Source organism: Klebsiella sp. Q11 (assembly GCF_964241505.1).
Lineage (GTDB): Bacteria > Pseudomonadota > Gammaproteobacteria > Enterobacterales > Enterobacteriaceae > Klebsiella > Klebsiella michiganensis.
On sequence record NZ_CAXSXW010000001.1, the window covers coordinates 175,828 to 200,645 of the forward strand.

Annotated in this window: 23 protein-coding genes; 12 read left to right on the top strand and 11 right to left on the bottom strand. The window is 59.0% G+C overall.

The window, feature by feature from the left end; all coding sequences use genetic code 11:
* The first annotated feature begins 98 nt into the window (after positions 1-98).
* The 3 genes from purE to mnmH all read left to right on the top strand — a co-directional run bounded on the left by purE (position 99) and on the right by mnmH (position 2,957).
* Positions 99-608, top strand: a complete 510-nt coding sequence (gene purE, locus ACESQ2_RS00770) for a 5-(carboxyamino)imidazole ribonucleotide mutase (RefSeq protein ID WP_046876964.1) — start codon at positions 99-101, stop codon at positions 606-608.
* Positions 605-1,672, top strand: coding sequence for a 5-(carboxyamino)imidazole ribonucleotide synthase (gene purK / locus ACESQ2_RS00775; protein ID WP_014228235.1), 1,068 nt, complete (start codon positions 605-607; stop codon positions 1,670-1,672). The genes purE and purK overlap by 4 nt, the downstream gene beginning before the upstream one ends.
* 205 nt (positions 1,673-1,877) lie before the next feature.
* Positions 1,878-2,957, top strand: a complete 1,080-nt coding sequence (gene mnmH, locus ACESQ2_RS00780) for a tRNA 2-selenouridine(34) synthase MnmH (protein WP_032719617.1) — start codon at positions 1,878-1,880, stop codon at positions 2,955-2,957.
* Positions 2,958-3,074: 117 nt separating this feature from the next.
* On the opposite strand, the gene ACESQ2_RS00785 is transcribed toward mnmH, so the two are convergent.
* A complete protein-coding gene (locus ACESQ2_RS00785; protein ID WP_004130005.1) occupies positions 3,075-4,220 on the bottom strand; it encodes a porin in 1,146 nt (381 codons plus the stop codon).
* A gap of 209 nt (positions 4,221-4,429) precedes the next feature.
* On the opposite strand from ACESQ2_RS00785, the gene ACESQ2_RS00790 reads away from it, so the two are divergent.
* Entirely contained in the window at positions 4,430-4,738 is a 309-nt protein-coding gene (locus tag ACESQ2_RS00790) for a monooxygenase (protein WP_014228233.1), read from the top strand.
* A 123-nt stretch (positions 4,739-4,861) separates the two neighbouring features.
* On the opposite strand, the gene ybbP is transcribed toward ACESQ2_RS00790, so the two are convergent.
* Both ybbP and ybbA read right to left on the bottom strand, forming a co-directional pair.
* On the bottom strand, positions 4,862-7,279 hold the full coding sequence (gene ybbP, locus ACESQ2_RS00795; RefSeq protein WP_373170097.1) for a putative ABC transporter permease subunit YbbP: 2,418 nt from the start codon (positions 7,277-7,279) through the stop codon (positions 4,862-4,864).
* Positions 7,276-7,962 (bottom strand): putative ABC transporter ATP-binding protein YbbA, encoded by a 687-nt coding sequence (gene ybbA, locus ACESQ2_RS00800; RefSeq protein WP_004099723.1) that lies wholly within the window; start codon positions 7,960-7,962, stop codon positions 7,276-7,278. Before ybbA ends, ybbP begins: the two co-directional genes overlap by 4 nt.
* On the opposite strand from ybbA, the gene tesA reads away from it, so the two are divergent.
* From tesA to ACESQ2_RS00815, 3 genes are all read left to right on the top strand, one after another.
* Positions 7,933-8,556 (top strand): multifunctional acyl-CoA thioesterase I/protease I/lysophospholipase L1, encoded by a 624-nt coding sequence (tesA, locus tag ACESQ2_RS00805; protein ID WP_014228230.1) that lies wholly within the window; start codon positions 7,933-7,935, stop codon positions 8,554-8,556. The genes ybbA and tesA overlap by 30 nt on opposite strands.
* Positions 8,546-9,355, top strand: a complete 810-nt coding sequence (locus ACESQ2_RS00810) for an SDR family oxidoreductase (protein WP_171820944.1) — start codon at positions 8,546-8,548, stop codon at positions 9,353-9,355. Before tesA ends, ACESQ2_RS00810 begins: the two co-directional genes overlap by 11 nt.
* A gap of 61 nt (positions 9,356-9,416) precedes the next feature.
* Positions 9,417-10,271: a co-chaperone YbbN gene (locus tag ACESQ2_RS00815; protein WP_014228228.1), complete on the top strand. Its 855-nt coding sequence runs from the start codon at positions 9,417-9,419 to the stop codon at positions 10,269-10,271.
* A 107-nt stretch (positions 10,272-10,378) separates the two neighbouring features.
* Here ACESQ2_RS00815 and fetB read toward each other — a convergent pair whose 3' ends face one another.
* Together fetB and fetA are read right to left on the bottom strand one after the other, a co-directional pair.
* A complete protein-coding gene (gene fetB, locus ACESQ2_RS00820; protein WP_014228227.1) occupies positions 10,379-11,161 on the bottom strand; it encodes an iron export ABC transporter permease subunit FetB in 783 nt (260 codons plus the stop codon).
* Positions 11,148-11,828, bottom strand: coding sequence for an iron ABC transporter ATP-binding protein FetA (gene fetA / locus ACESQ2_RS00825; protein WP_004848402.1), 681 nt, complete (start codon positions 11,826-11,828; stop codon positions 11,148-11,150). The genes fetB and fetA overlap by 14 nt, the downstream gene beginning before the upstream one ends.
* 136 nt (positions 11,829-11,964) lie before the next feature.
* On the opposite strand from fetA, the gene ACESQ2_RS00830 reads away from it, so the two are divergent.
* Genes ACESQ2_RS00830 through ACESQ2_RS00845 form a run of 4 tightly spaced genes read left to right on the top strand, consistent with a single transcriptional unit; the run spans position 11,965 to position 16,213 of the window.
* Positions 11,965-12,882 carry an SPFH domain-containing protein gene (locus ACESQ2_RS00830; protein WP_004129981.1) on the top strand — a complete coding sequence of 306 codons (918 nt, stop codon included), beginning with the start codon at positions 11,965-11,967 and terminating at the stop codon, positions 12,880-12,882.
* On the top strand, positions 12,879-13,337 hold the full coding sequence (locus tag ACESQ2_RS00835; RefSeq protein ID WP_172868649.1) for an NfeD family protein: 459 nt from the start codon (positions 12,879-12,881) through the stop codon (positions 13,335-13,337). The genes ACESQ2_RS00830 and ACESQ2_RS00835 overlap by 4 nt, the downstream gene beginning before the upstream one ends.
* A 21-nt stretch (positions 13,338-13,358) precedes the next feature.
* Entirely contained in the window at positions 13,359-15,527 is a 2,169-nt protein-coding gene (locus ACESQ2_RS00840) for a hypothetical protein (protein ID WP_345911479.1), read from the top strand.
* On the top strand, positions 15,497-16,213 hold the full coding sequence (locus tag ACESQ2_RS00845; RefSeq protein ID WP_025107133.1) for a DUF3142 domain-containing protein: 717 nt from the start codon (positions 15,497-15,499) through the stop codon (positions 16,211-16,213). Before ACESQ2_RS00840 ends, ACESQ2_RS00845 begins: the two co-directional genes overlap by 31 nt.
* On the opposite strand, the gene cueR is transcribed toward ACESQ2_RS00845, so the two are convergent.
* Positions 16,210-16,620 carry a Cu(I)-responsive transcriptional regulator gene (gene cueR, locus ACESQ2_RS00850; RefSeq protein WP_014228223.1) on the bottom strand — a complete coding sequence of 137 codons (411 nt, stop codon included), beginning with the start codon at positions 16,618-16,620 and terminating at the stop codon, positions 16,210-16,212. The two genes, ACESQ2_RS00845 and cueR, sit on opposite strands and share 4 nt — an antisense overlap.
* 106 nt (positions 16,621-16,726) lie before the next feature.
* On the opposite strand from cueR, the gene copA reads away from it, so the two are divergent.
* A complete protein-coding gene (gene copA / locus ACESQ2_RS00855) occupies positions 16,727-19,228 on the top strand; it encodes a copper-exporting P-type ATPase CopA (protein WP_368768368.1) in 2,502 nt (833 codons plus the stop codon).
* A 74-nt stretch (positions 19,229-19,302) separates the two neighbouring features.
* Here copA and ACESQ2_RS00860 read toward each other — a convergent pair whose 3' ends face one another.
* The 5 genes from ACESQ2_RS00860 to ACESQ2_RS00880 are packed head-to-tail and all read right to left on the bottom strand — an operon-like array spanning position 19,303 to position 24,640.
* Positions 19,303-20,553, bottom strand: a complete 1,251-nt coding sequence (locus tag ACESQ2_RS00860; protein ID WP_014228221.1) for a phospholipase D-like domain-containing protein — start codon at positions 20,551-20,553, stop codon at positions 19,303-19,305.
* The gene (locus ACESQ2_RS00865; RefSeq protein ID WP_004137930.1) at positions 20,546-21,193 is read right to left on the bottom strand and encodes a MotA/TolQ/ExbB proton channel family protein; all 648 of its coding nucleotides are present in this window, start codon (positions 21,191-21,193) and stop codon (positions 20,546-20,548) included. Before ACESQ2_RS00865 ends, ACESQ2_RS00860 begins: the two co-directional genes overlap by 8 nt.
* 19 nt (positions 21,194-21,212) lie before the next feature.
* Positions 21,213-23,453 carry a TonB-dependent receptor family protein gene (locus tag ACESQ2_RS00870; protein WP_368768366.1) on the bottom strand — a complete coding sequence of 747 codons (2,241 nt, stop codon included), beginning with the start codon at positions 23,451-23,453 and terminating at the stop codon, positions 21,213-21,215.
* A 34-nt stretch (positions 23,454-23,487) separates the two neighbouring features.
* Entirely contained in the window at positions 23,488-24,231 is a 744-nt protein-coding gene (locus ACESQ2_RS00875) for an energy transducer TonB (protein WP_025107136.1), read from the bottom strand.
* A 1-nt stretch (position 24,232) separates the two neighbouring features.
* Complete coding sequence (locus tag ACESQ2_RS00880; RefSeq protein ID WP_025107137.1) at positions 24,233-24,640, bottom strand: biopolymer transporter ExbD; 408 nt, start codon at positions 24,638-24,640, stop codon at positions 24,233-24,235.
* Between the last annotated feature and the right edge of the window lie 178 nt (positions 24,641-24,818).

A 24,818-nucleotide genomic window follows, 5' to 3' on the forward strand; every position in this document is an offset into this window, starting at 1 on the left:
GGCCATGCGCACGCAACCGTTTTCCTTGCCGGGAGTTCATGCTATTCTCTGTGGCCTCTAAAGCAGTGTGAAACACACCCACAGGAGTTTTAAGACGCATGTCTTCCCGCAATAATTCGGCGCGTATCGCCATCGTGATGGGGTCCAAAAGCGACTGGGCTACCATGCAGTTTACCGCAGAAATCCTTGATGCCCTGAACGTTCCGTACCATGTCGAAGTGGTCTCCGCCCACCGCACGCCCGATAAACTGTTCAGCTTCGCCGAAGGCGCGGAAGAAAACGGTTTTCAGGTGATTATTGCCGGTGCCGGCGGCGCGGCGCACCTGCCGGGCATGATTGCGGCGAAAACGCTGGTGCCGGTGTTAGGCGTGCCGGTTCAGAGCGCGTCGCTAAGCGGCGTAGACAGCCTCTACTCCATCGTCCAGATGCCGCGCGGCATCCCGGTGGGTACGCTGGCCATCGGCAAAGCCGGGGCCGCCAACGCCGCCCTGCTGGCGGCGCAGATCCTCGCCCAGCACGATGCGGAACTGCACCAGCGCCTCAGCGCCTGGCGTCAGGCGCAAACCGATGACGTGCTGGATAACCCGGATCCGCGGGGTGCGGCATGAAGCAGGTTTGCGTTCTCGGCAACGGTCAGCTAGGCCGGATGCTGCGCCAGGCCGGCGAGCCGCTGGGTATTGCGGTCTGGCCGGTCGGTCTGGAAGCCGACCCGGAAGCGGTGCCGGTACAGCAAAGCGTGATTACCGCAGAAATTGAACGCTGGCCGGAAACGGCGCTGACCCGCGAGCTGGCGCGTCATTCCGCCTTCGTTAACCGCGACGTTTTCCCGATAATCGCCGACCGCCTGACGCAAAAGCAGCTGTTCGATAAGCTGGCGCTCGCCACCGCGCCGTGGCAGCTTCTGGCGGATAAAAGCGAATGGCCTGCGGTATTCGCCCGCCTCGGGGAGCTGGCTATCGTTAAGCGCCGCGTCGGCGGCTACGATGGCCGCGGCCAGTGGCGTTTGCGGGAAAATGAAACCGCGCAGCTGCCGGAGGATAACTACGGCGAGTGTATCGTTGAGCAGGGGATTAACTTCTCCGGCGAGGTGTCGCTGGTCGGCGCTCGCGCCCGGGACGGCAGCACGGTCTTCTATCCTCTGACCCGCAACCTGCATCAGGACGGTATTTTACGCGCCAGCGTCGCCTTTCCGCAGGCCAACGCCCGCCAGCAGGCGCAGGCGGAGCAGATGCTGTCGGCGATCATGCATGAGCTGGGCTACGTTGGCGTGATGGCGATGGAATGTTTCGTCACCGCTGATGGCCTGCTGATTAACGAACTGGCGCCGCGCGTGCACAACAGCGGCCACTGGACGCAAAACGGCGCCTCCATTAGCCAGTTCGAGCTGCATCTGCGGGCGATTACCGATCTGCCGCTGCCGCCGCCGGTGGTGAACAGCCCGTCGGTGATGATCAACCTGATCGGTACCGATCTGAACTATGACTGGCTGAAGCTGCCGCTGGTGCATCTGCACTGGTACGACAAAGAGGTACGTCCGGGTCGTAAAGTCGGCCACCTGAACCTGACCGACAGCGATACCGACCGCCTGAGCGCGACGCTGGAAGCGCTGAAGCCGCTGCTGCCGCCGGAATATGCCAGCGGTATCTTCTGGGCGCAGGCGCAGCTGGCGTAATCCTCTCTCCTTTATCCCGGCTTGCGGCGCGCTGCGCCTTAGCCGGGCTACCCAACTTGCCAGCCCCACGGATGCTTAAATCCAGCCATTCCTGACGCTATTCAGCGATACACCGTGAAAAATCAATTCAGCAGGGCGTTCACCGCGTACAATAGAGGAATTATCGCGTCGAGCGACGCGTCTGAATGGCTTAACGGTTTAAATGATGGAATTAGTACCACAGAATATTCGGCAGATTCTCGCCAGCGATACGCCGCTGATTGACGTACGCGCCCCGGTTGAATTCAGGCAAAGCGCCATGCCCGCGGCGATCAACCTGCCGCTGATGAACGATGACGAGCGTGCCGCCGTCGGCACCTGCTATAAGCGTCAGGGGCCGGACGCCGCCCTCGCGCTGGGCCATCAGCTGGTCAACGGCGAGATTCGCGCCCGCCGCCTCGCCGCCTGGAAAGAGGCCTGCGCGCGCTATCCCGAGGGCTACCTGTGCTGCGCTCGCGGCGGCCAGCGTTCGCATATCGTCCAGCAATGGCTGAAGGAAGCGGGCGTGGATTACCCGCTGATCGTCGGCGGCTACAAAGCGCTGCGCCAGGCGGCGATACAGCTTACCGAAGAGCTGGTGCAGCGCCCTATCGTGCTGATCGGCGGCTGTACCGGTAACGGTAAAACCCAGCTGGTCGGCGCTCAACCGGACGGTATCGATCTCGAAGGGCTCGCCCATCACCGCGGCTCTTCATTTGGCCGAACCCTGCAGGAGCAGCATCAGCAGGCAACCTTTGAAAATCACCTGGCCGTGGCAATGCTCAAAAAGTCAGGGCAGCAGACGCGCTGGGTGCTGGAGGATGAAGGGCATATGATTGGCGCCAATCACCTGCCGGAGTGCATGCGTCTTCGCATGGCGCAGTCGCCGCTGGCGGTGGTGGAAGATCCGTTCGCTGTCCGTCTTGAACGGCTGCGGGAAGAGTATTTTGCGCGCATGCATCATGATTTCCTGGCGGCCTACGGCGAAGAGCAAGGCTGGCAGGCGTATAGCGAATATCTGCATCATGGTCTGTTCGCAATCCGCCGCCGCCTCGGGTTACAGCGTTTTGCCCAGCTCACCGCCCGGCTTGATGAAGCCCTGCTTGAGCAACAGCGAACCGCCAGCACCGAAGCCCACTTCAGCTGGCTGGTTCCCCTGCTGAACGAGTATTACGATCCGATGTACCGCTACCAGCTCGGCAAAAAAGCGGAGAAGATTATTTTTCGCGGCAGCTGGCAGGACGTCGCCGCCTGGCTGGCGGAGTAATCACATCCTCTCCTGTCCCGGCTTGCGGCGTAAACGCCTTAGCCGGGCTACGGGTCCGCAGACGGCGGTGAACCTGTAGCCCCGGTAAGCGCAGCGTCACCGGGGAAGTGTCAGCGCTTAGAAGTCGTAGCGCAGACGCACCAGGTTCATATCGCCCAGGTTGTCGGTGCTCGACGTGAAGACGTGTTCATAGTCAACGCGGAAACCATAATCCAGCTGGAAGCTCACGCCGACGCCGTTATCAATCCGCTGATAGTTGCGGCCGTTCACGTACTGCAGGCGGTCGCCCATAAAGTACGGCTGAATAGATTTCACCGCATACTGACCAATCGGGAATTTATAACCGGCAAAGTACTCAATACCCCAGGCATCGCCCGCGAAGTAGTTATGAACATCGGTTTTTTTGGTGGTCAGGAAGTTCTGATACCAGCCGCCGCCGAAGGAGAAGGTCCAGTTATCCGGCGTCCAGCTTAGCGCGGTACCGACGATATTCTGATCGTATGATTTGCTGTCTGAACTGGAGGGGTTACGCATATCGGCGCGGGTATAGTTCCACGCTGCGCCCCAGGTCAAATCCTTCATGATGTGGTAATCGGCGCCGATGGAGCCGCCGCCTTTACGCTTGTAGCGCAGGCCGTTGCCCGGCAGATATTCGCTGTCCTCAAACAGATAAGAGGCGTAAAGATCGACATCGCCAACGGTTTTCTTATATTTCAGCATATTGCGTGAGCGATAGGAGCCATCGTAGTCGCCGTTGATGCCGTTACCCGGCGCCTGGCCTATCATGTCGTAATCCCAGATATCGGTTTTTACCCCGACCACGTCGTAATAAACGCTGTTCTGCTGACCGTAGGTTAACGTCCCCCAGGTATCGCTTTTCAGGCCGGTATAGAGCATACGGCGGCTGGTGTTATTCGCGCCTTCGGCGTAGTGGTTATCCCAGTCGAAAAGCGCCGGAATATTGACGCCCAGCTCGTAGTAGCTGATCCAGCTAATATCATCGAACAGATAGTAGTCGGCGGCGAAGCGGAAACGGGTACCGCCATCGAAACCGTTACGTTTATAAGAGCCTTTGTCTCCGTCGCCGGACATCATGTTGAACTGGGGACGGATGCTCCCGCCGACGGTGAAATTAAGCCGGCTTAACGGATCGCCCGCCTGCGGATCTTGTTTTAAAAGCGTAATTTCCGCCTGGGATGCAAAAGAGGTTAACGCCAGGGCTGCGCCGATCGTTATCGCCAGCGCTTTTATTTTATGTGCCATACTTTTTCCTTGATTAATAAGCAACCTTATATTTACCAGTTGAATATTAACTGCGATCGAGTATGGCGTGTTGTTGAGTTTTTAATGTTTCGTGCGGTTAAAAATCAGTGACTTACCATTTTGTGCCGTTAAAAAAACTGTGGTTATCTTTTCATCGCCATGTCATTAAAATGGTCTATTACCGCGCAAACATCATCCATGGAGGAAGTATGTCGAAAAAACTACTGCAGCTGCACTTTGCCTTTAACGGTCCCTTCGGCAGCGAGATGTCCCGTCAGCTCGTGGAGCTGGCCGAGTCCATCAATCAGGAGCCGGGTTTTATCTGGAAGGTCTGGACGGAAAGCGAAAAAAATCAGGAGGCGGGCGGGATCTATCTTTTTGCGAATGAAGAAACCGCGCTCGCTTATCTCAACAAGCACACCGCGCGTCTGAAATCTCTCGGCGTAAACGAGGTTATCTGCAAAATTTTCGATGTTAATGAGCCGCTCACCGCGCTGAACCACGGTCATCTGCAATAGCAACGCGCATCCGTACAGGGTAACCCCCCGGGTTGCGGCTGACGCCTTACCCGGGCTACTTTCCCGCATACAGTGAACCCCCCGGGTGGCGGATAACGCCTTACCCGGGCTACATAGCTAACCCTATCCCTGACTAAACTGGCGGAACAGCGCCTTACCTTTCAGCAGACGCAGCCCCAGCCAGCCGCCGCACAGCGACAGCAGTATCGCCCCGCAGAGCGGCAGCATCACCCACAGCCGCCAGTCCGGAGACCACGGGAAGTCAAAGATTTTGCTTTGCAGCAGCGCCAGCGCCACCTCAGCGCCAATCGCCGCCACGACGCCGGACACCACGCCCAGCAGCGCGAACTCCGCCCACAGCGTGGTGCGCAGCAGAGACTTCCCGGCCCCCAGCGTGCGCCAGACCACCAGCTCCTGATAACGCTGACGCATCCCGACCTGTACCTGCGCCAGCAGCAGCAAAACGCCGCAGGCGGTCACCAGAATCACCATCACCTCAAGCGCGCGGCTTACCTGGGTCAGCACCTGGCCAATCTGCTGCAAAATCGCGCCGATATCCAGCAGGCTGACGGTGGGGAATTCGCGGTTGAGCTGCGTGAGCATCCCGTTGCCGTTATCCCAGCGGAAGCTGGTCAGCCAGCTTTGCGGCTGGCCGTCGAGCGCCCCCTGCGGGAAGATAAAGAAGAAGTTCGGCCGCAGGCTTTCCCAGTCGACTTTACGCACGCTGGACACCTTCGCGCTAAAGTCCTGAGTATCCCCGGTAAAGGTCACGCTATCGCCGAGCTTGACGCCCAGACGCTGCGCCAGCCCCTCTTCAATCGACACCTCGCCCGACTTCGGCGGCCAGCTACCGGCAACCAGCGGATTATGATCCGGACGCTCGCGGCTCCAGGTGAGGTTAAGCTCCCGGTTCAGGGCTTCATCTTTATTGCCCTCCGTCACCTGACCGTTAATTTGCGTCAGACGGGCGCGCACGATGGGGTAGAACTCGGTGGCGCGGGTCTGATGTTCGGCGAGGAAGGTTTTCACCGGCACCACCTGCTCCGGCGCGATGTTAATCAGGAAATAGTTAGGACTTTCCGGCGGCAGCTGCTGCTGCCAGCGGTCAAGCAGATCGCCGCGCAGCACCAGCAGTAGCGCCAGCAGCATAAACGACAGCGAAAAGGCCGCCAGCTGGCTCAGGGTCGACCACGGCTGACGCAGCAGACGGTTCACCGCCAGGCGCAGCGGCAGCGCTTTTAACGTCAAACGCTTCAGTAGCCACAGAACGCCCCATCCCGCCAGGCAGCACAGCAGCGCCAGCACCACGGCGCCCGCCAGCACCGCCCATAGCAGGGGGCTGCCGCCCATCAGCAGCGCCAGCAGGGCTACCACCACCGCGCACACCACTGGAATATAGATCGTCAGCGGCCAGACGTTGGCGACGACATCCTGGCGCAGCACCCGCAGCGGCAGCGTCGCCAGCAGCAGTCTATAAGGACGCAGCCCGACCAGCAGGGAAATCACCACCATCGCGCCGATCGCCCACAGCCACGGCCAGCCGCTCGCCGCCGGCAGCGCCGCCGGGAGCACCGGCTTAAGCATCAGCAGCAGAATATGCTCCAGCCCGACGCCCATCGCCCCGCCGGCAACCACCGCCAGCGCCAGCAGCATCAGCCACTGGCCGACAATCAGCTTGCGCAGCTGCGCCCGCCCGGCGCCGAGGGTTTTAAGGATCGCCACCAGATCGTAACGACTGCGGCAGTAGTGGCTCATCGCCACCGCCACCGCGGCGACCGCCAGCAGCAGCGTTAACAGCGCCGACAGCAGCAAAAACTGCTGCGAGCGCTCCAGCGATTTACCCAGCGCGCTGTCGTCCTGCTCCAGGCCGATCCAGCGATGTTCAGGCCCCAGCTTCGGCAGCAGCCACTTTTCGTAGTCCGCCAGCTGCTGCGGGGTTCCGGCATACTTATAGCGCCAGGAGACGCGGCTGCCGGGCTGCACCGCGCCGGTTTTCGCCACGTCGGCGGTATTCATCATCAGCCGCGGCGCCATCTGGAAGGGGTTAAATCCGGCATCCGGCTCCTGTATCACCTCGCCGGCAATGCGCAGCGTGGCGTCGCCCACGTCGATGGTGTCGCCGGTTTTCAGATTCAGCAGCGCCATTAATCGCGGCGCCAGCAGCACGGTGCCGGCGTGCGGCTTCAGCCCCGGCGGCTGGGTCTGCAGCTGACCATATAGCGGATAGGTGTCGTCAACCGCTTTGACGTCCGCCAGCTGCGGCGTATCGCCGGAAAACGTCATAGTGGCGAAGCTCAGCTGTTCGCCGACGGTTAAACCAAGGCGACGCGCTTCGTCAATCCATGCGCCCGGGACTTCGCGCGAGCTGCGCAGCGTACGGTCGCCGGCCATAAATTCCCGGCTCTGCTGGCTGAGTCCTTTCTCCATGCGGTCGCTTATCGAGCCCAGCGCCAGCACGCAGGCCACCGCCAGGCTCAGCGCCAGCCAGACGATCAGCAGCGACGGCGAGCGCCATTCGCGCCAGAACCAGCGGGCGATCATGCTTCCTCCCGCAGCTGGCCATCCACCAGCCTCAGCCGTCGGTCGCAGCGCGCCGCCAGCAGCGGGTCGTGGGTGACGAGGATCAGCGTGGTGCCGTGCTCGCGGTTCAGCGAGAACAGCAGGTCGGCGATTTTATCCCCGGTGTGACGGTCGAGGTTGCCGGTGGGTTCATCGGCGAACAGCAGCTCCGGGCGGCCGTTAAACGCGCGCGCCAGCGCGACCCGCTGCTGCTCGCCGCCGGAGAGCTGTACCGGCAGGTGATGCAGGCGTTTGCCCAGCCCCAGCTGCTCCAGCAGCGCCCGGGCGCTGCCGCGGCTCTGACTGTCGCTTTCGCCGCGCAGCAGCGCCGGAAGCTCAACGTTTTCCAGCGCATTGAGGGTGGGTATCAGCATAAAAGATTGAAACACAAAGCCGACGTGCTTAGCGCGCAGCTTCGCCCGCGCCTCTTCGTCCATCTGGTGCAGCGGCTGTCCGAGCAGCGAAACCTCCCCGCTGCTGCCGTCGTCCAGCCCGGCGAGGATCGCCAGCAGCGTCGATTTGCCGGACCCCGACTCGCCAATCAGGGCGATGGTCTGCCCCTGTTTGACAACCAGCTCAACTCCGGTAAGGATGGAAAGCTGATGCTCACCCTGACCGACGGATTTCTTAAGATGATGAACTTCAAGTATGTTTTCCGCTGGCATTTGCCTTTCCTGTTTCTGGTCCTGTTTACCTGCCGCGCGATGGCGGCCGACACGCTGTTGGTTCTCGGCGACAGTCTGAGCGCCGGTTATCGCATGGCGGGCAATACCGCCTGGCCTGCACTGCTTAACGATAAGTGGCAGACCAAAACGCCGGTGGTTAACGCCAGCATCAGCGGCGATACCTCGCAGCAGGGGCTGGCAAGGCTGCCGGCTCTGCTTAAGCAGCATCAGCCGCGCTGGGTGCTGGTAGAGCTGGGCGGTAACGACGGGCTGCGCGGTTTCCCGCCGCAGCAGACGGAGCAGACGCTGCGTACCATTATTGAGCATATCAAAGCGGCAAACGCCCAGCCGCTGCTGATGCAAATTCGCCTGCCCGCCAACTATGGCCGCCGTTATAATGAAGCCTTTAGCGCAATTTATCCGGCACTGGCCAAAGAGTTTGATATTCCTCTGCTGCCCTTTTTTATGGAAGAGGTTTATCTGAAACCGCAGTGGATGCAGGACGATGGAATTCACCCTAATCGCGACGCCCAGCCGTTTATCGCCGACTGGATGGCGACGCGTTTGGCTCCCTTAGTTAATCATGACTCCTGATAACAGCGAGTCATTTGCAGGTAAAGTTATGCAAAAATCGGTTTTAGTTACAGGATGTTCCAGCGGAATTGGTCTTGAAAGCGCCCTTGATTTAAAGCGCCAGGGCTTTAACGTGCTGGCCGCCTGCCGCAAAGCGGAAGATGTCGCACGGATGCAGGAACTGGGGCTGACCGGTGTGTTGCTGGATCTTGACGATCCGCAGAGCGTTGAACGCGCCGCCGCCGAGGTGATTGCCCTGACCGACAACCGCCTGTACGGCCTGTTTAACAACGCGGGCTACGGCGTCTACGGCCCGCTGCCGACCATCAGCCGCCGGCAGATGGAGCAGCAGTTTTCCGCCAACTTTTTCGGCGCCCATCAGCTAACGATGCTGCTGCTTCCGGCAATGGAGCCGCACGGCGAAGGGCGAATTGTGATGACCTCATCGGTGATGGGAATTATCTCCAGCCCCGGCCGCGGCGCCTATGCCGCCAGCAAATTCGCGCTGGAAGCCTGGTCAGACGCGCTGCGCATGGAGCTGCGCCACAGCGGAATTAAGGTCATCCTGATTGAGCCGGGCCCGATCCACACCCGCTTCACCAACAACGTCAACCAGACCCAGACCGATAAGCCGGTGGAAAACCCCGGCATCGCCGCCCGCTTTACTCTCGGGCCGGAAGCGGTGGTGGAAAAAGTGCGCCATGCTTTTGTCAGCGATAAACCGAAGCTGCGCTACCGGGTCACTCTGGTGGCGCATGCGGTCGCCCTGCTGAAACGCCTGCTGCCGACCCGCGCGATGGACAAAATTATCCAGGGCTAAGTTGAAGCGCCTGCCGTCGCCCCCATATATCTATACAAATATCGATTAAAGAGACTTGCTCATGTCCGCACAGAATATTGTCAATATTACCGAAGCTAACCTACACCAGACGCTACAGCAGTCCGCGACAACGCCGGTGCTGTTCTATTTCTGGTCCGCGCGCAGCCAACATTGCGAGCAGTTGACGCCGGTACTGGAGAGCCTCGCCGCCCAGTACAACGGCCTGTTTACCCTCGCTAAAGTTGACTGCGATGCCGAACAAATGCTGGCTTCGCAGTTTGGCCTGCGCGCAATCCCTACGGTTTACCTGTTCCAGAACGGTCAGCCGGTCGACGGCTTCGAAGGCCCGCAGCCGGAAGAAGCGGTGCGCGCGCTGCTGGATAAGTTCCTGCCGCGCGAAGAGGAGCTCAAAGCGCAGCAGGCGCTGGCGCTGATGGAGGAAGAGAACTACGCCGAAGCGCTGCCGCTGCTGAAAGACGCCTGGCAGCTGTCGAACCAGGAGAGCCAGATTGGCCTGCTGCTGGCGGAAACGCTGATTGCCCTCCACCGTTCCGATGAAGCGGAAACCGTACTGAAAACCGTGCCGCTGCAGGATCAGGATACCCGCTATCAGGGGCTGGTGGCGCAGATCGAGCTGCTGAAAAAAGCCGCCGACACGCCGGAAATTCAGCAGCTGCAGCAGCAGGTAGAGCAGAACCCGGAAGACGCGGCGCTGGCCTCCCAGCTGGCATTACAGCTGCATCAGGTGGGGCGTAACGAAGAGGCGCTGGCGCTGCTGTTCAGCCATCTGCAAAAAGATTTAGGCGCCGGAAACGGCGAGGTTCGCAAGCTGCTGCAGGAGATCCTCTCCGCCCTCGGCACCGGCGACGCGCTGGCCGCGAAGTACCGCCGCCAGCTCTACTCTCTGCTTTATTAATCGTAAAAAACCCGGCTCGCGCTGCGCTTAGCTGGGCTACAGATGCCCCGCCGTCTGCGGGACGGTAGCCCGGACAGGCGCGTTCAGCGCCGCCTCCGGGGAAAAACTTACGCGCGTTTTTTCAGCTGCGTCACCACCAGCTGATGGCGAGCATTAAAGAACTTCAGGTAGGTCAGATACCCGGCGATAATCGTTGACAGGCTGGCGGTCGACAGCAGCATAAACGTCACCATAATCTGGTACTTAATCGCTTTTACCGGATCAATCCCGGCGAAAATCAGCCCCGACATCATCCCCGGCAGGCTCACCAGCCCCACCGTTTTCGCCGAATCTACCGTCGGGATCAGCGCGGCGCGAATGCTATCGCGGATAAGCCTTGCGGAAGCCATCTTCGGCGTCGCGCCCAGGCTCAGCTTCTCCTGGATCTGCTGCTGCTCGCTGCTGAAACGCTGCCCCATGTTGTTGTAGCACAGCCCGACCGCCACCATCGCGTTACCGGCCACCATCCCGGCAATCGGAATCACCTGCATCGGCACAAACGCAATCGATCCGGAAAAAACCAGCACCGCCAGGGTTAATCCGGCGCCGGTGGTTATCGCGATAAACGAAGAAAGAAAGGCTTTATCGATATATTTGCTGCGCTTTTTCGCATTCCACGCCGCGTTAAAGCAGATAAACAGCACCATCAGCAGCGTCAGCACGGCGTGATTAACGTTAAAGATATATTTCAGCACGTAGCCGACGATAATCAGTTGCACAATCGCCCGGCAGATACTCCAGATAATATCTTTTTCCAGCGCCAGCTTTTCCCGGTAGCTGACCACGATCGCTACCAGCACCAGAACCATGGAGAGCGCCAGCGATTCGTTAGTAATATTATGCCCGTTCATTTTTTTTCTCCTCCTGCGCTTTTCCGCCGGCAGGCTTTAGGGTAATCACTTCATCCGCATGGGCAATTTCATTGCTATCGTGAGTGACCCACAGAACGGCGATATTTTTTTCGGTCGTGTAGCGATGGATAATCTCATTCACGTTTTTTTTATTGCTCTCGTCCAGCGCGCTGGTAATTTCATCGAGCAGCAGCACCTGCGGTAAAAACTGCAGATTGCGAATCAACGAAACGCGCTGCTTTTCCCCGCCCGAAAGTTCATTGATTGACTTTTCCAGCGTATTCTCCGCCAGCCCGAAGCGCAGCAGATCGGCGACCAGCGCGTTGGGATCCGGCTGTTGATGACGGATCTGCCACGGGAAGACCAGGTTGTCATACACTGAATCGCCGAACAGCGCCGGGGTTTGCGCGCAGTAGGAAACCTGCTGACGATAGGTTTCCGGCGTTAAGTCATTAATGTTTTTACCGGCGAAGAAAATGCTTCCCGCGGTGGGGCTCAGCAGCGAAGCGATTATTTTTAATAACGTGCTTTTTCCGCAGCCGGAAGGGCCGGTAATCAGCTTAAATTCCCCTGCCCTGAGCTGAAAACTCATCTCATTAAGGATGGTCACTCCATCGGCCTGAAAACCCACATTGTCCAGGCGCAAAATAGCGTTACTTTCGGTCATTATTATTCCCAGTTTTTCGACAACGCCTCTAGTTTACTCCACTTTTCTTTCACCCGGATGCGCGGAAAGATATACTCTGGTTAAACGCGCGCCACTCTCCCGGCGCATCAACAGGCAACAAGACAGGAGGTTTTTGATGCTGATTTTTATCCCCATTCTTATTTTCGTCGCGCTGGTTATCGTCGGAGCGGCGGTAAAAATCGTTCCTCAGGGCTACCAGTGGACGGTAGAGCGCTTTGGCCGCTATACGCAAACGCTGCAGCCGGGGATGAGCCTGGTGGTGCCCTTTATGGATCGTATCGGGCGCAAAATTAATATGATGGAGCAGGTGCTCGATATCCCTTCGCAGGAAGTGATTTCGCGCGATAACGCCAACGTCACCATTGATGCGGTGTGCTTTATTCAGGTCATCGACGCGCCGAAAGCCGCCTATGAAGTCAGCAACCTCGAGCTGGCGATTATCAACCTGACCATGACCAACATTCGTACCGTGCTGGGCTCCATGGAGCTGGACGAAATGCTCTCCCAGCGCGACAGCATCAACACCCGCCTGCTGCATATTGTCGATGAAGCGACCAACCCGTGGGGCATCAAAATCACCCGCGTTGAGATCCGCGACGTACGCCCGCCGGCGGAGCTTATCGCCTCCATGAACGCCCAGATGAAAGCCGAGCGCACCAAGCGCGCCTATATTCTTGAGGCCGAAGGGATACGTCAGGCGGAAATTTTAAAAGCCGAGGGCGAGAAGCAGTCGCAGATCCTCAAAGCCGAAGGCGAGCGTCAGTCGGCGTTTTTACAGGCAGAGGCGCGCGAACGTTCCGCGGAAGCGGAAGCGCGCGCTACGCAGATGGTCTCATCCGCTATCGCCTCCGGCGACATTCAGGCCATCAACTACTTTGTCGCGCAGAAATATACCGATGCGCTGCAGCAAATTGGCGCGGCCAACAACAGTAAAGTGGTGCTGATGCCGCTCGACGCCAGCAGCCTGATGGGCTCCATCGCCGGGATCGGCGAGCTGCTTAAAGAAGGCGCTGGCGCGCAGAAAAAATCATGATCGCGCTGATTCTCACCCACCCGCATATTTTCTGGCTCAGCCTCGGCGGGCTGCTGCTGGCGGCGGAAATGCTCGGCGGCAACGGTTATCTGCTGTGGAGCGGCATTGCCGGCGTCGTAACCGGGCTGCTGGTCTGGATGCTGCCGTTGAGCTGGGAGTGGCAGGGTACGCTGTTTGCCGTCCTGACTCTGCTGGCGGCCTGGCTGTGGTCGCGCTGGCTGCGTAACCGCGTTAAGCGCCAGAAGCCGGCGGACGCTCAGCTTAATCAGCGCGGGCAGCAGCTGCTTGGCCGCCGCTTTACGCTGGAAACGGCGCTGGTTAACGGCCGCGGACACGTCCGCGTGGGCGACAGTTCATGGCCGGTTATTGCCGATGACGACCTCGCGGCGGGCAGCAAAGTTGAAGTGGTCGCCATCGAAGGCATCACCCTACATATAAGAGCCGTATCACAATAATCACGCCACAGGACATCCGTCATGGTCAGGAAGACAACGTTTACCCTTTCGCTCTGCGCCCTGCTCGCGGCAGCCGCTCAGGCATATGCTTCTGCTGATATCGAAGATTGCTCGTGGAGCGACCCGCTATGCCTGCTAAAAGGCGACCCAATCCTCACCCCGGGAAACGATTCTCGCGATAATCTGTTGCGCCTGCTGAGCGAAGCGAAATCTTTCGCCCTGCCCGTTCAGGCCATTCCCGCTGATGTCAGCCGTACCCGCGATGTTTACTTCGCCTGGCATCCTGAGTGGGATAGCGCGCCGCCGCCTCCCGCGCCGCCGGCGCAACGCGAAGATGAAACCTTCATCCAACAAATGGCGGCGCTGAATATCGATCCGGCGCAGGTCATGCCGGCCGATTCGGCTGAACGGCTGGGAACATCCGACTATGAACTGGAAAACCGCTTTGTCAGCAACACCCTTGCCGCCGTCAGCCAGTTCAACGCCGCCCTGCTCGCCGCGCCCTCTGTGACCCCGCAGCAGCGTCATGACCTGGCGCTGGCGCGGCTGAAACTGTTTTATGGCGCCAATATCACCGCAGTCGCTGATATCCTCAATAGCTTCCCGGCAGATGCGGACGCCGACTTATTCGCTTATTACCTTTCCGGCATCGCCCACTTCTATGGCGGCAATTACACCGCCGCGACCCACGATTTCACCCTGTTGCTGGAGAGTCAGCAGCCCTGGCTGACCGAGACCGCGCAATATATGCTGATGCGCACGGCGCTCAACAAAAGTAGCCAGAACAGCATCGGGCAGTACGGCGATTTTGATATTGCGCGCATCAATCGTGATGATGCCGCACAGGCGCAAAAAGAAGCACAAACCTATTTGCAACGCTGGCCCGCAGGGCTTTATGCCGACTCCGCGCGCAATATGCTGCGCCGCATTAACTGGTATCTGCAGGCGTGGCCGCAGCTGGCCGGACTCTATGAGCAGGCCTTCCGGCAGGCTGCCGACGCCGGGGAACTGCGTAAACTGGTGAGTGAATATGATAATGTCTTCGGCATGCCGTTCTACGCGCAGCCCGTTCTGGCAGCATTCCCGGACGCGCCGCAGGTCAGCTATGTCGAACTTCTCCGCGCCCTGCGCCTGAATGCTGACAATAAGCCAACCTTAACCCAGGCACAGCTTGACGCCAGCAAAGCGGCGTTTGAGAAGAGCGGAAATCTGCCGCTGTGGCGCGACCTGCAGCTGCAGCTGTGGAGCGCGACGGGCAACAATGCCGCCATCCTGCAGGCTGTCACGCCGGCGAAAACGCTGCCGGCGAATGATATTCTCGCCTTCAGCGAACAGGTCCTCTACGGCGAAGCGCTAATGGGACAAACACAGTGGCCCGCGGCGCGCGATTTTTGGCAGCAGCTGCTACAACTTAGCCAAAACCCCGAGCAACAGCAGTATATCCAGGCAAAACTGGCGGCAACGCTGGTCTACAGCGGTAACGCGGCGGCTATCTTTGCCGCCGATAGCCCGGTGACCAATCTACGCTTTCGCTCCCGAGTGCTGAAAACCCAGGCCTCGCCTGAACTGCTACGCCAACAGGCGGCCAACGGTCCCAATAATGAAGAACGTACTATCGCTCTGCATACGCTGCTGGTGCGGGATCTCACGGAAAGTCGCTTCAGCGACTGGCTGAACGACAAAAAGCTCGCCACCGCTATTACCCAGCCGGTAATCAGCGAGGCCTTTAACGACGTCAACCTTAGCAGCTTCGACTGGGATGGCGAGGCGACCGAAGCCGGTTATGCCTGCCGCAGCCTGGATGACACCGTCACCGTGCTCAGTAAAAACGCCGACGATGCCCATGGGCTTAACTGCCTGGGCGAGTTCTTCCGTACCACGCAGACGCATGTTGATCTGTGGAAAGACCACGCCGGCAACGATATACTCGAGGCCGCCATCAACCGCCAGCAGCCTCTGGGACAGTACGATCGCCAACGCTATTACCAGCAGATTATCACCTCGCCGAAAGCGGAGCCGGAAGATAAAAGCTATGCGCTCTATCGGGCGATTCTCTGTTACGCCCCCTCCGGTAGCAACGAATGCGGCGGCGAAGATGTCGAAAAACTGCAGCGTAAGGGCTGGTTCACTCAGTTGAAAACGCAGTATCCGGGCAGCCCGTGGGCGCAAAAACTCAAATATTACTGGTAATCGCGCTGCTGTCCGGGTCAGCGCAGGCGGCGGAGCGCGTGGATGCGCGCCAGCATTCCGCCTTCTGGCTGTGGTCCGGGGTGAAAGCCAGCAACGATCTGCAGAACGCGCAGACGGTGTATCTGCATCAGGGCGAGGTGCTGACGCGCGCGGGCGAGGTCATATTCCAGCGCCTCGGCCTGCCGGTCAGCCGCCTGACGTTTCCCGCAATCTGGCTTACCGTCCGGTTTACCACACTTGATGTGCCGCAGACGATTGTGCCGCGGATCGTACGCCTGATGCAGCGCTGGCGGGCGGCTGGCAATCAGGTGGTTGGTCTGCAGGTTGATTTTGACGCAGCCACATATCAGCTCGCCGACTACGCCCAGTTTTTGCAACAGCTACGCCAGCAGCTGCCGCCAGAGTTCGCGCTGGGGGTAACGGGCCTGCTGGACTGGGCTAAAACCGGCGATATTGCCACACTGAACGCGCTTGCGGTTGATGAACTGGTGGTGCAAAGCTATCAAGGACGCCACACGGTGGCGAATTATCAGGACTATCTCCCCGCGCTCAGCCGGCTGCGTATCCCGTTCAAACTCGGGCTGGTGCAAAACGGCAGACGCGATCGGCAGGCGGAAATGCAGCTGAATGACTCCCCCTACTACCGCGGCACGGTGGTCTTTATGCTCAACCCGGCGCGGCGTTAAGCCTGCGCCTTGCGGTGACAGCAGCCTGAGAGATTATCGATGATCGGGCAATCCGCGCTGTCATCGCCGGGGCAGGAGTCCGCCAGCGCCAGCAGCTGCGTACGCATGCCCTGCAGCTCGCTGATATGCCGCTCAATTTCCGCGACTTTCTCCAGCGTCCGGCGTTTCACGTCGGCGCTGTGCCGCGAGGGATCGTTGAACAGGAATATCAGCTCGCGACACTCTTCCAGATTAAACCCCACCTGGCGCGCCTGGCGCAGCAGGGTCAGTTCATCCAGATGCTGCTGGCTGTAGCTGCGGTAGCCGTTTTCGCTACGCAGCGGCGGCGTCACCAGCCCCTTCTCCTCGTAAAAACGGATCGCTTTGCTGGTTAAGCCGGTCTTTTTCGCCACATCGCTAATATTCATCTTTCCCCCTTGACCTTCCCCTTGCTGGAAGGTTTAACCTTGTTAATACTCGATGAAAGAGTGTGTTCGGTCAATCATTAACCGGAAATTTATTCAGGAGTTATGTATGTCTACCACTATCGACCTCGCGCTTGATGGCCTCTCCTGCGGCCACTGCGTTAAACGGGTGAAAGAGAGTCTGGAGCAGCGTCCCGACGTTGAGCAGGCGGAAGTCACCGTTACCGAAGCCCACGTCACGGGCAGCGCCAGCGCGGAAGCGCTGATTGAGACCATTAAACAGGCCGGATACGGCGCGGAGCTCAGCCACCCAAAGGCTAAACCGCTGGCAGAATCATCAATCCCGCCGGAAGCGCTGACAGCGGCCACCTCTGAGCTTCCGGCAGCCCGTGACGAAGATGACAGCCAGCAGCTGTTAATCAACGGCATGAGCTGCGCCAGCTGCGTATCCCGGGTACAACACGCGCTCGCCGCGGTGCCGGGCGTCTCGCAGGCGCGGGTCAACCTGGCGGAACGCACTGCGCTGGTGATGGGCAGCGCGTCCGCCGCAGAATTAGTCCAGGCCGTAGAGAAAGCGGGCTACGGCGCGGAAGCTATCGAAGACGACCTCGAACGCCGCGAGCGCCAGCAGGAAACCGCCGTCGCCACAATGAAGCGCTTCCGCTGGCAGGCTATCGTCGCCCTGCTGGTCGGTATCCCGGTCATGGGCTGGGGAATGATCGGCGACAATATGATGGTCAGCGATGATAACCGCTCCCTGTGGCTGGCTATCGGTGTTGTCACCCTGGCGGTGATGGTCTTTGCCGGCGGCCATTTCTACCGCAGCGCGTGGAAAAGCCTGAAAAACGGCACCGCGACCATGGATACGCTGGTAGCGCTGGGTACCGGCGTCGCCTGGCTCTATTCAATGAGCGTCAACCTGTGGCCGCAGTGGTTTCCGATGGAAGCCCGCCACCTTTATTATGAAGCCAGCGCGATGATTATCGGTCTGATTAACCTCGGCCATATGCTGGAAGCCCGCGCGCGCCAGCGCTCTTCGAAAGCGCTGGAAAAACTGCTCGATTTAACCCCGCCGTCAGCGAGGGTGGTCACCGACGAAGGCGAAAAAGATCTGCCGCTGGCTGAGGTTCAGGCGGGAATGATCCTGCGTCTGACCACCGGCGATCGCGTACCGGTCGACGGCGTCATTAGCCAGGGCGAAGCCTGGTTCGATGAAGCGATGCTCACCGGCGAGCCGGTGCCGCAGCAAAAAGGCGACAGTGACGCCGTTCATGCCGGGACCGTAGTGCAGGACGGCAGCGTACTGTTTACCGCCAGCGCCGTCGGCAGTCAAACCACCCTGGCGCGCATTATCCGCATGGTGCGCCAGGCGCAGAGCAGTAAACCTGAAATCGGCCAGCTGGCGGACAAAATCTCCGCCGTGTTCGTCCCGGCGGTTGTGGCGATAGCCCTGTTCAGCGCCGCGATCTGGTACTTTTTTGGCCCGGCGCCGCAAATTGTCTATACCCTGGTGATCGCCACCACGGTGCTGATTATCGCCTGTCCGTGCGCCCTGGGGCTGGCAACGCCGATGTCGATTATCTCCGGCGTGGGCCGCGCGGCGGAGTACGGCGTACTGGTGCGCGACGCCGATGCGCTGCAGCGCGCCAGCACTCTCGATACGCTGGTCTTTGATAAAACCGGTACCCTGACCGAGGGTAAACCGCAGGTGGTGGCGATAAAAACCTTTACCGCCATAGATGAGTCCACCGCTCTACGTCTGGCGGCGTCTCTGGAGCAAGGTTCCAGCCACCCGCTGGCGCGAGCCATTCTCGACAAAGCCGCGGACCAACGCCTGCCTGCGGTAGAAAACTTCCGCACGCTGCGCGGGCTGGGGGTCAGAGGCGAAGCCGAAGGCCGCCGTCTGCTGCTCGGCAACCAGGCGCTGCTTAATGAGCACAAGATTGCAACGGCTGAAATAGAAGACGACATGACCGCCCAGGCGTCACAGGGTGCCACGCCGGTGCTGCTGGCGGTAGATGGTCAGGCGGCGGCGCTGTTCGCCATCCGCGATCCGCTGCGCGAAGATAGCGTGGCGGCATTAGCCAGGCTGCACCGCCAGGGCTATCGTCTGGTGATGCTGACCGGAGATAACCCCACCACCGCCAAAGCTATCGCCAAAGAGGCGGGCATTGATGAGGTGGTTGCCGGGGTGCTGCCGGACGGGAAAGCCGATGCGATTAAGCGCCTGCAAAGCGAAGGGCATCAGGTGGCGATGATCGGCGACGGTATCAACGATGCGCCCGCGCTGGCGCAGGCCGATGTGGGGATCGCCATGGGCGGCGGCAGCGATGTCGCCATTGAGACGGCGGCGATTACCCTGATGCGCCATAGCCTGAACGGCGTTGCCGATGCGCTGGACATCGCCAAAGCCACGCTGCGTAATATGAAGCAGAACCTGCTGGGGGCATTTGTTTATAACTCGCTGGGCATTCCGATTGCCGCCGGGATCCTGTGGCCGCTGACCGGAACGCTGCTCAACCCGGTGGTGGCGGGCGCGGCCATGGCGCTCTCTTCGATTACCGTCGTGAGCAACGCCAACCGCCTGCTGCGCTATAAGCCCAAAGCATAAGGCAGCCTCTGGCGAGGACGAAAACAGGCTTCCCCTCTCCCCCTTCGGGAGAGGGGAAGCCTCAGCCGATTTATCTATTCGAACTCGCGGCCAGGATGCGGAACCGGATAATCAAAATCGACCTTGATCGGCGCCGCATAGCGGCTATTCCACAGCTGGCTGTAAAGCGCGTCCACGCGTGCGGCCATCGACGCATTATTCAGCACCAGCTCAAGGTTGCGTGAGTTATCGAAATAGCCTCCGCTCCAGTTGCTGGTTCCGACCCACGCCGTCGTACCGTCGATGGTCATCAGCTTACTGTGTACCACCCTGGCAAAGGGGATAAACCCCCGGCTGGCGGGAGGTATGGTCACCACTTTTAGCTGAACGTTTGGCACCAGAGAGAGACTCTTCAGCCAGAATACCTCCGGCTTTTTCAGGTTCCAGTTCGCCACCATCAGCTCCACCTGTACGCCGCGGGCCGCCGCGCTGCGCAGGGCGTTATCAATGGGCGCATAAAAGGGCCGGCTCCCCTTTTCTCCCCACGCCAGCGGCGCATAGTCCATCACCTGCACCCGGATCCGCGATTTGGCGCTCGCCAGCAGCCGCGGCAGCGCCACCTGCGAATCAATCACCCCGCTCGGGTTATAATCGCGCGGGCTGGCAACCAGATAATTGCCCTGCGGGGCCGACGCTACCGCCTGCCGCGCCGGCTTCGGTACCGGCTTACTCTCCGCCAGCAGAGCTTGCGCCTGCCAGTCCTGATCGAAAATAGCCTGAATCTGCTGCACCGTTTGCGGATCGCTGATGCGCAGACCGGTCTCCTGGATCTGTTCCAGCGCCCGCCAGTCAAAATTCTGGCTACCGACAAAAGCCTCTTTGCCATCCACCAGCAGATACTTGGCGTGAACAATACCGCCAGTCAGCCGATGGAACGGAATCACCCGCAATTCCAGGTTCGGGATCGCTTTCAGCGCCGTCAGCGTTTCCGGCGTTGAAAGGCCCACGCCCTTCTCCTCCATCAGAAAACGAATTTTTACTCCACGCTCCCCGGCGGCCCGCAGACGTGCCAGAACCCCATCCAGCAGAGAGCCTTTTTCATTCGCCACATAAAACTGCGCCAGATCGATATGGCTGCGCGCCGCATCGAACATCTGCTGCCAGACCTCGGCGGCATGACGTAAGTCGTTATCCTGTAAGGTGGTTTCCTGCGGCGCGTTATACACCAGCTCGTAGCCGGGTATAGAGAACGCCGCCCATACCGGCTGGCTTAACAGCATCCAGCTCCCCGCCAGCGCGCTCATCAGGCGGCCTGCCGGCCACCCGCATTGACCATGTTCAGGCATAGCGCTGCGCCTCGTGGCCTTCCCAGCGTTTGCCGCCCTGCTCCGGACGGCTGACAGGGCTGCCGGCGCGGATCAGCAGCACCTTCAGCAGTTCGTTGATTCGCTCCATGCGGCTTTGCAAATAGTTATTGCCCACCAGGCACAGCAGCGCAATAGCAATGCCCAGGCCGGTGGCATACAGGGCGGTCCCCATACCCGCAGAAACCATGCTGGCATCGGAGACGCCGGAGGCGGAAAGGGCCTTAAAGGTATCCATAATACCGAGGATCGTCCCCAGCAGGCCCAGCAGCGGCGCGGCGGTGACAACGGTTTCAAGCATCCACAGCCCACGCGACATCTGCGGTTTGCTGAGCAGATACTGAGCGTCGATCAGATCGCTCATCGCCTCACGGTCTTCCGCCGTCTGCTTTTTCTCCAGCACCGGCAGAATGAGGGTCAGCGGGAGGCTACTGCGGCCGGTCAGCGATTCCGGCAGATCCGACGCGCGGCGAACGTCCGGCGTCAGCGCCTTTTCAAAGCGCAAAGCCTGACGCTGGGCCCACGAAAAATAGAGGCCGCGTTCAACCAGTATCACCACGGCGATCGCCAGCGCGGCGTACATAACGTAGAAAATAATATCGTGAATCAGATTGGCATCCATCAGAGTGCCCTCCGGTTAATTAAAAGGTTGCTTCCAGCGAGACGCTAAAGGTGCGCTCTTCGCCAACGTTGTAGTACGGGGTACTGGCCTTCACGCCGTCGTAAGCCGCCGCGTTAAAAGTCGTCGAGCGGACGGAGGTCAGGTACTGTTTATCGAACAGGTTATCGATGCCAAAGCGCAGGGTGGCGCTTTTGACAATCTTTTTATCCACCGGCAGATGCACGCCCGCGGCGACATCAAAGACCGTGCGCCCGCCGATTTTTTCGTCGTTGGTCAAATCGCCGTAGAACGAACTGACGTATTTGCCGCCGAAGCTGCCGTAGTAGAGACCATCGTCATAGCCCAGCGACGCGTTAAGCATGTTTTTCGGTACGTTTGGCACCGTTTTGCCCGCCGTTGGCAGCGGATGTCCGCCGTTGCTCACAATGTCGTCTTTTTGTTCGGAATGGGTGTAGGTATAAGAGGTGTAGTAGTTGAAGTTGTACGGCAGCTTACCGCTCCACTCCAGCTCCAGACCTTTACTCTCCACGCTGCCGATGTTCATCATTTCGTAGTCACCATCCGCATTGGTGGTCGAAATCTGCCGGTCGGTATAGCGCATATAGAAGAGCGTCGCGCTCAGCAGCATATCTTCGCGCTGAAAACGCCAGCCCAGCTCGTGGTTCCAGCTCAGCTCAGGTTTGGTGCTGATCGAGTCGCCGACGTTGTAGAGCACGTAGTTGGGTGGCGTACGCATGTTGCGCGTCAGGTTATAGAACAGCTGATTTTCGCTATCCGGCTTATAGCTGATGCTAAAGTTCGGCAGGAATTCATGGTAGGTCGCCTGGCGTTTTTCCGCAGCGCTATACAGGCTGCCTTTATTATCGCCTTTACGTTCAACATACTGATAAGCCAGCCCGCCCACCAGCGTCCAGTCCGGCGTCACGAACCAGCTGTCCTGAAGCCATACTTTGTGCGCAGGAGTCACCGTGTACTGGTTACGCCCCTGTACCGTATTGCCGTTCGCATCTTTAACCTGATCGGAACCGCCCGGTTTGCCGGAAACGTTCGCCGGGTTGCCATCGTCCTGAATGCTAATAAACGGCTGGGTCTGCGACTGACGCGCGCGCTCGTACCAGTAGCCAATATCCAGGCTGTGTTCGTCGTTAATATCCCACTTCAATTTCGTGGTAACGCCCGGCCGCCAGGTCTGGGTCCACGAAGGCCGGTAGTAGGTATTGGAAGTCAGGTTGCTGAGATCGTACTGTCCGGCGGTATCAGACGTATTGGACAGCACCGAGGCCGTTTGTCCGGTAAAGCTGCCGCCGTTACCCCAGTAGTAATAGGGCTGAACGGTCAACGCGAGGTTATCGCGCAGCTGTAAGCGCTGGGCAAAAGAGAGGGTGAAGGTTTCAAACGGATTACGGTTCAGCTTGTAATATTTGCTCAGCTGACCTTTGCTGTTGTAGACCGGGGTGGTCGAGTAGTCCTGACGCGGGTCTTCTTCGAACTGCGCTTTACTCAGGGTGTTATAGTTGCTGTTATCCTGACGGTTATACTTCATGATCAGGTTGCTGCTGTTGCCGTTGCCATCCTCGTACAGCGAGTTCATTTCGAACTTATCGGAATAATTACGCCCCTCCCCGCGCCATTTTTTGGCTTCAGTATGTGAGTACGAGAGCCAGTTGCTAAAACCGTTGTACTCCCCGGTCTCCAGACGAGCGAAAGTTTTGCTGAGGTTATGGCTGCCGAGCGTTTGTTTGACGAAGCCGCCAAACTCCTTTGAGGGACGCTTTGTCACAAGGCCAATATTACCGCCGCTGGAACCAATATGCGGGCCGTCAGCCTCGGAAGAGCCCTGGGTGACAAAGATCTGCTCAAGGTTTTCCGCGTCGCCCAGCAGGTTGGGGTAGACCGCATAGTTGCCCGAGTCGTTAATCGGGATGCCGTCCATCGACAGGCCGATCTGATCCGAGTTCATCCCGCGCATGGTGTAGTCGATACCGCTCAGGCCGCTGGCGTCATTGCTGTTGACGTTCATTCCCGGCGTATATTTCAGCATGTCGATAGCGTTGCTGGCGCCGGGGGCTTTTTCCATCGCCTCTTTGGTCAGGGTGGAACGCGCTTTGCCGCTGTCTTCCTGCACCATCAGACCGCCGCCGAGCGATTGCCCCTTAACGTTAATCTCCCCCACGTCGCTGCTTTCCGCCGCCAGCGAGGACCCCGATAACAGGGCCGACACCACGGCTAACGCAATCCTAGAATAATTAAAGTTTTTCATTTCTTTTCCTGTAAAAACAAATGATTAATTAGGCTTATGGCGCCTGGTAATTAAACGTCGCGGTAAATTTTTTGCTGCTTTGTCCGGCAAAAGCCTCTTCAGGAAAGGGCTTCAGCTGGCTGATGCTTTGCAGGGAACTAAGCGCAGCGCGATTGAGCAGCATGTTCGGCGCCCTGCTGGCAATACCGGAAGCCAGCACTCTGCCGCTGCGGTCAACCTCCAGCCAGACCTCCACGTTGCCCTGCGGGCGCTCCAGCGAAGCCTGACGGCCGCTCGGGTAGCGCTTGCGCTGCTCCAGCTCCCGGCGCAGCGCCTGCAGATAGCCGTTTTCCACCGCCTGCGCGTTCGCCTTCGGCGCCGGGGGAGAAGGCGGCGGGGCCGGTTTACTCACCGGACTACGAACGGCGGCGGGCTGCGGAGCCGCGATCGCCTGCGGTTTCGGCGCTTTTTCCTTCACAACCGGTTTGGGCCTGGGTTTGGCTTTCGGTTTAACAACCGGTTTGGCCTGGATAATGGGTTCTGGCGCAGAAACGACGGGTTCAGCGACCGCCTCCGGTTCCGGCTCAGGTTGAATTTGCGGCGGTATTTCCGGCTGCGGTTCCGGGACAGGCTCCGGCTGCGGCGGTTCGGGTTCAGCCAGCGACAGTTCCATGACCGTATCGTCGTAATGCGGTTTGACCTGCAGCACTGCCTGCTGGCTGACAAACAGTAAACATCCGGCGACGACAAGGGCGGGTAGCCAGCTAACAACGTGACGTGAGCGATAAAGCAGATACATATCACTGCTTCCGTGTGGCAATGGAAATGGAGAAGAAACCACCCTGACGCAGGGTATCCATCACGGCGATCAGGCGTTCCACCGCAACCTCTTTATCGCTGTTCACGATAATGGTGGTGGTTTGGTTTTCCTGCTGCTGTTGCTTCAGGGTATTGACCAGCGCATTCAGGGGCAGCGGCTGGCCATCAAGCTGCAGCTGGTCGCCGATGCCGAGGGTGATAATGGCTTTTTTTTGCGGTTTAAGCTGTTGGGCGCTGCCGGCCGACGGCAGCTGCGTTTTCAAGCCCAGAGCCGGGATCACATTCAGGCTAATCAGGACAAAGAAAACCAGTAGAAACATCATCACATCGATCATCGGGATCAGCTCGATATGGGCTTTATTCTTTTTAGGCTCACTCCAGTTACGCATGTCACTCCCCCCAAAAATTGAAGGGGCCAATATAGAAGCGTTTTGTTTATTTTTTGTTACAGATTTTTTATTTTATTATCACAACAGAGGAATATTTGAGAAAAAAAAACCATAGTCATTCACGTTATAAATAGTCATTCCATTGTTTTTTAAGTGATAATTAATTTCAAAACGCCAT

What these genes read in the sequence shown, in the direction of transcription:
- copA (WP_368768368.1), top strand. Translation starts at nt 16,727, where the DNA reads ATGTCTACCACTATCGACCTCGCGCTTGATGGCCTCTCCTGCGGCCAC.
- ACESQ2_RS00875 (WP_025107136.1), bottom strand. Translation starts at nt 24,231, where the DNA reads ATGTATCTGCTTTATCGCTCACGTCACGTTGTTAGCTGGCTACCCGCC.
- ACESQ2_RS00785 (WP_004130005.1), bottom strand. Translation starts at nt 4,220, where the DNA reads ATGGCACATAAAATAAAAGCGCTGGCGATAACGATCGGCGCAGCCCTG.
- ACESQ2_RS00810 (WP_171820944.1), top strand. Translation starts at nt 8,546, where the DNA reads ATGACTCCTGATAACAGCGAGTCATTTGCAGGTAAAGTTATGCAAAAA.
- ybbP (WP_373170097.1), bottom strand. Translation starts at nt 7,279, where the DNA reads ATGATCGCCCGCTGGTTCTGGCGCGAATGGCGCTCGCCGTCGCTGCTG.
- ACESQ2_RS00870 (WP_368768366.1), bottom strand. Translation starts at nt 23,453, where the DNA reads ATGAAAAACTTTAATTATTCTAGGATTGCGTTAGCCGTGGTGTCGGCC.
- ACESQ2_RS00815 (WP_014228228.1), top strand. Translation starts at nt 9,417, where the DNA reads ATGTCCGCACAGAATATTGTCAATATTACCGAAGCTAACCTACACCAG.
- ACESQ2_RS00865 (WP_004137930.1), bottom strand. Translation starts at nt 21,193, where the DNA reads ATGGATGCCAATCTGATTCACGATATTATTTTCTACGTTATGTACGCC.
- purK (WP_014228235.1), top strand. Translation starts at nt 605, where the DNA reads ATGAAGCAGGTTTGCGTTCTCGGCAACGGTCAGCTAGGCCGGATGCTG.
- fetA (WP_004848402.1), bottom strand. Translation starts at nt 11,828, where the DNA reads ATGACCGAAAGTAACGCTATTTTGCGCCTGGACAATGTGGGTTTTCAG.
- tesA (WP_014228230.1), top strand. Translation starts at nt 7,933, where the DNA reads ATGAACTTCAAGTATGTTTTCCGCTGGCATTTGCCTTTCCTGTTTCTG.
- mnmH (WP_032719617.1), top strand. Translation starts at nt 1,878, where the DNA reads ATGGAATTAGTACCACAGAATATTCGGCAGATTCTCGCCAGCGATACG.
- fetB (WP_014228227.1), bottom strand. Translation starts at nt 11,161, where the DNA reads ATGAACGGGCATAATATTACTAACGAATCGCTGGCGCTCTCCATGGTT.
- ACESQ2_RS00790 (WP_014228233.1), top strand. Translation starts at nt 4,430, where the DNA reads ATGTCGAAAAAACTACTGCAGCTGCACTTTGCCTTTAACGGTCCCTTC.
- ACESQ2_RS00880 (WP_025107137.1), bottom strand. Translation starts at nt 24,640, where the DNA reads ATGCGTAACTGGAGTGAGCCTAAAAAGAATAAAGCCCATATCGAGCTG.
- ACESQ2_RS00830 (WP_004129981.1), top strand. Translation starts at nt 11,965, where the DNA reads ATGCTGATTTTTATCCCCATTCTTATTTTCGTCGCGCTGGTTATCGTC.
- ACESQ2_RS00835 (WP_172868649.1), top strand. Translation starts at nt 12,879, where the DNA reads ATGATCGCGCTGATTCTCACCCACCCGCATATTTTCTGGCTCAGCCTC.
- ybbA (WP_004099723.1), bottom strand. Translation starts at nt 7,962, where the DNA reads ATGCCAGCGGAAAACATACTTGAAGTTCATCATCTTAAGAAATCCGTC.
- ACESQ2_RS00860 (WP_014228221.1), bottom strand. Translation starts at nt 20,553, where the DNA reads ATGCCTGAACATGGTCAATGCGGGTGGCCGGCAGGCCGCCTGATGAGC.
- ACESQ2_RS00840 (WP_345911479.1), top strand. Translation starts at nt 13,359, where the DNA reads ATGGTCAGGAAGACAACGTTTACCCTTTCGCTCTGCGCCCTGCTCGCG.
- cueR (WP_014228223.1), bottom strand. Translation starts at nt 16,620, where the DNA reads ATGAATATTAGCGATGTGGCGAAAAAGACCGGCTTAACCAGCAAAGCG.
- purE (WP_046876964.1), top strand. Translation starts at nt 99, where the DNA reads ATGTCTTCCCGCAATAATTCGGCGCGTATCGCCATCGTGATGGGGTCC.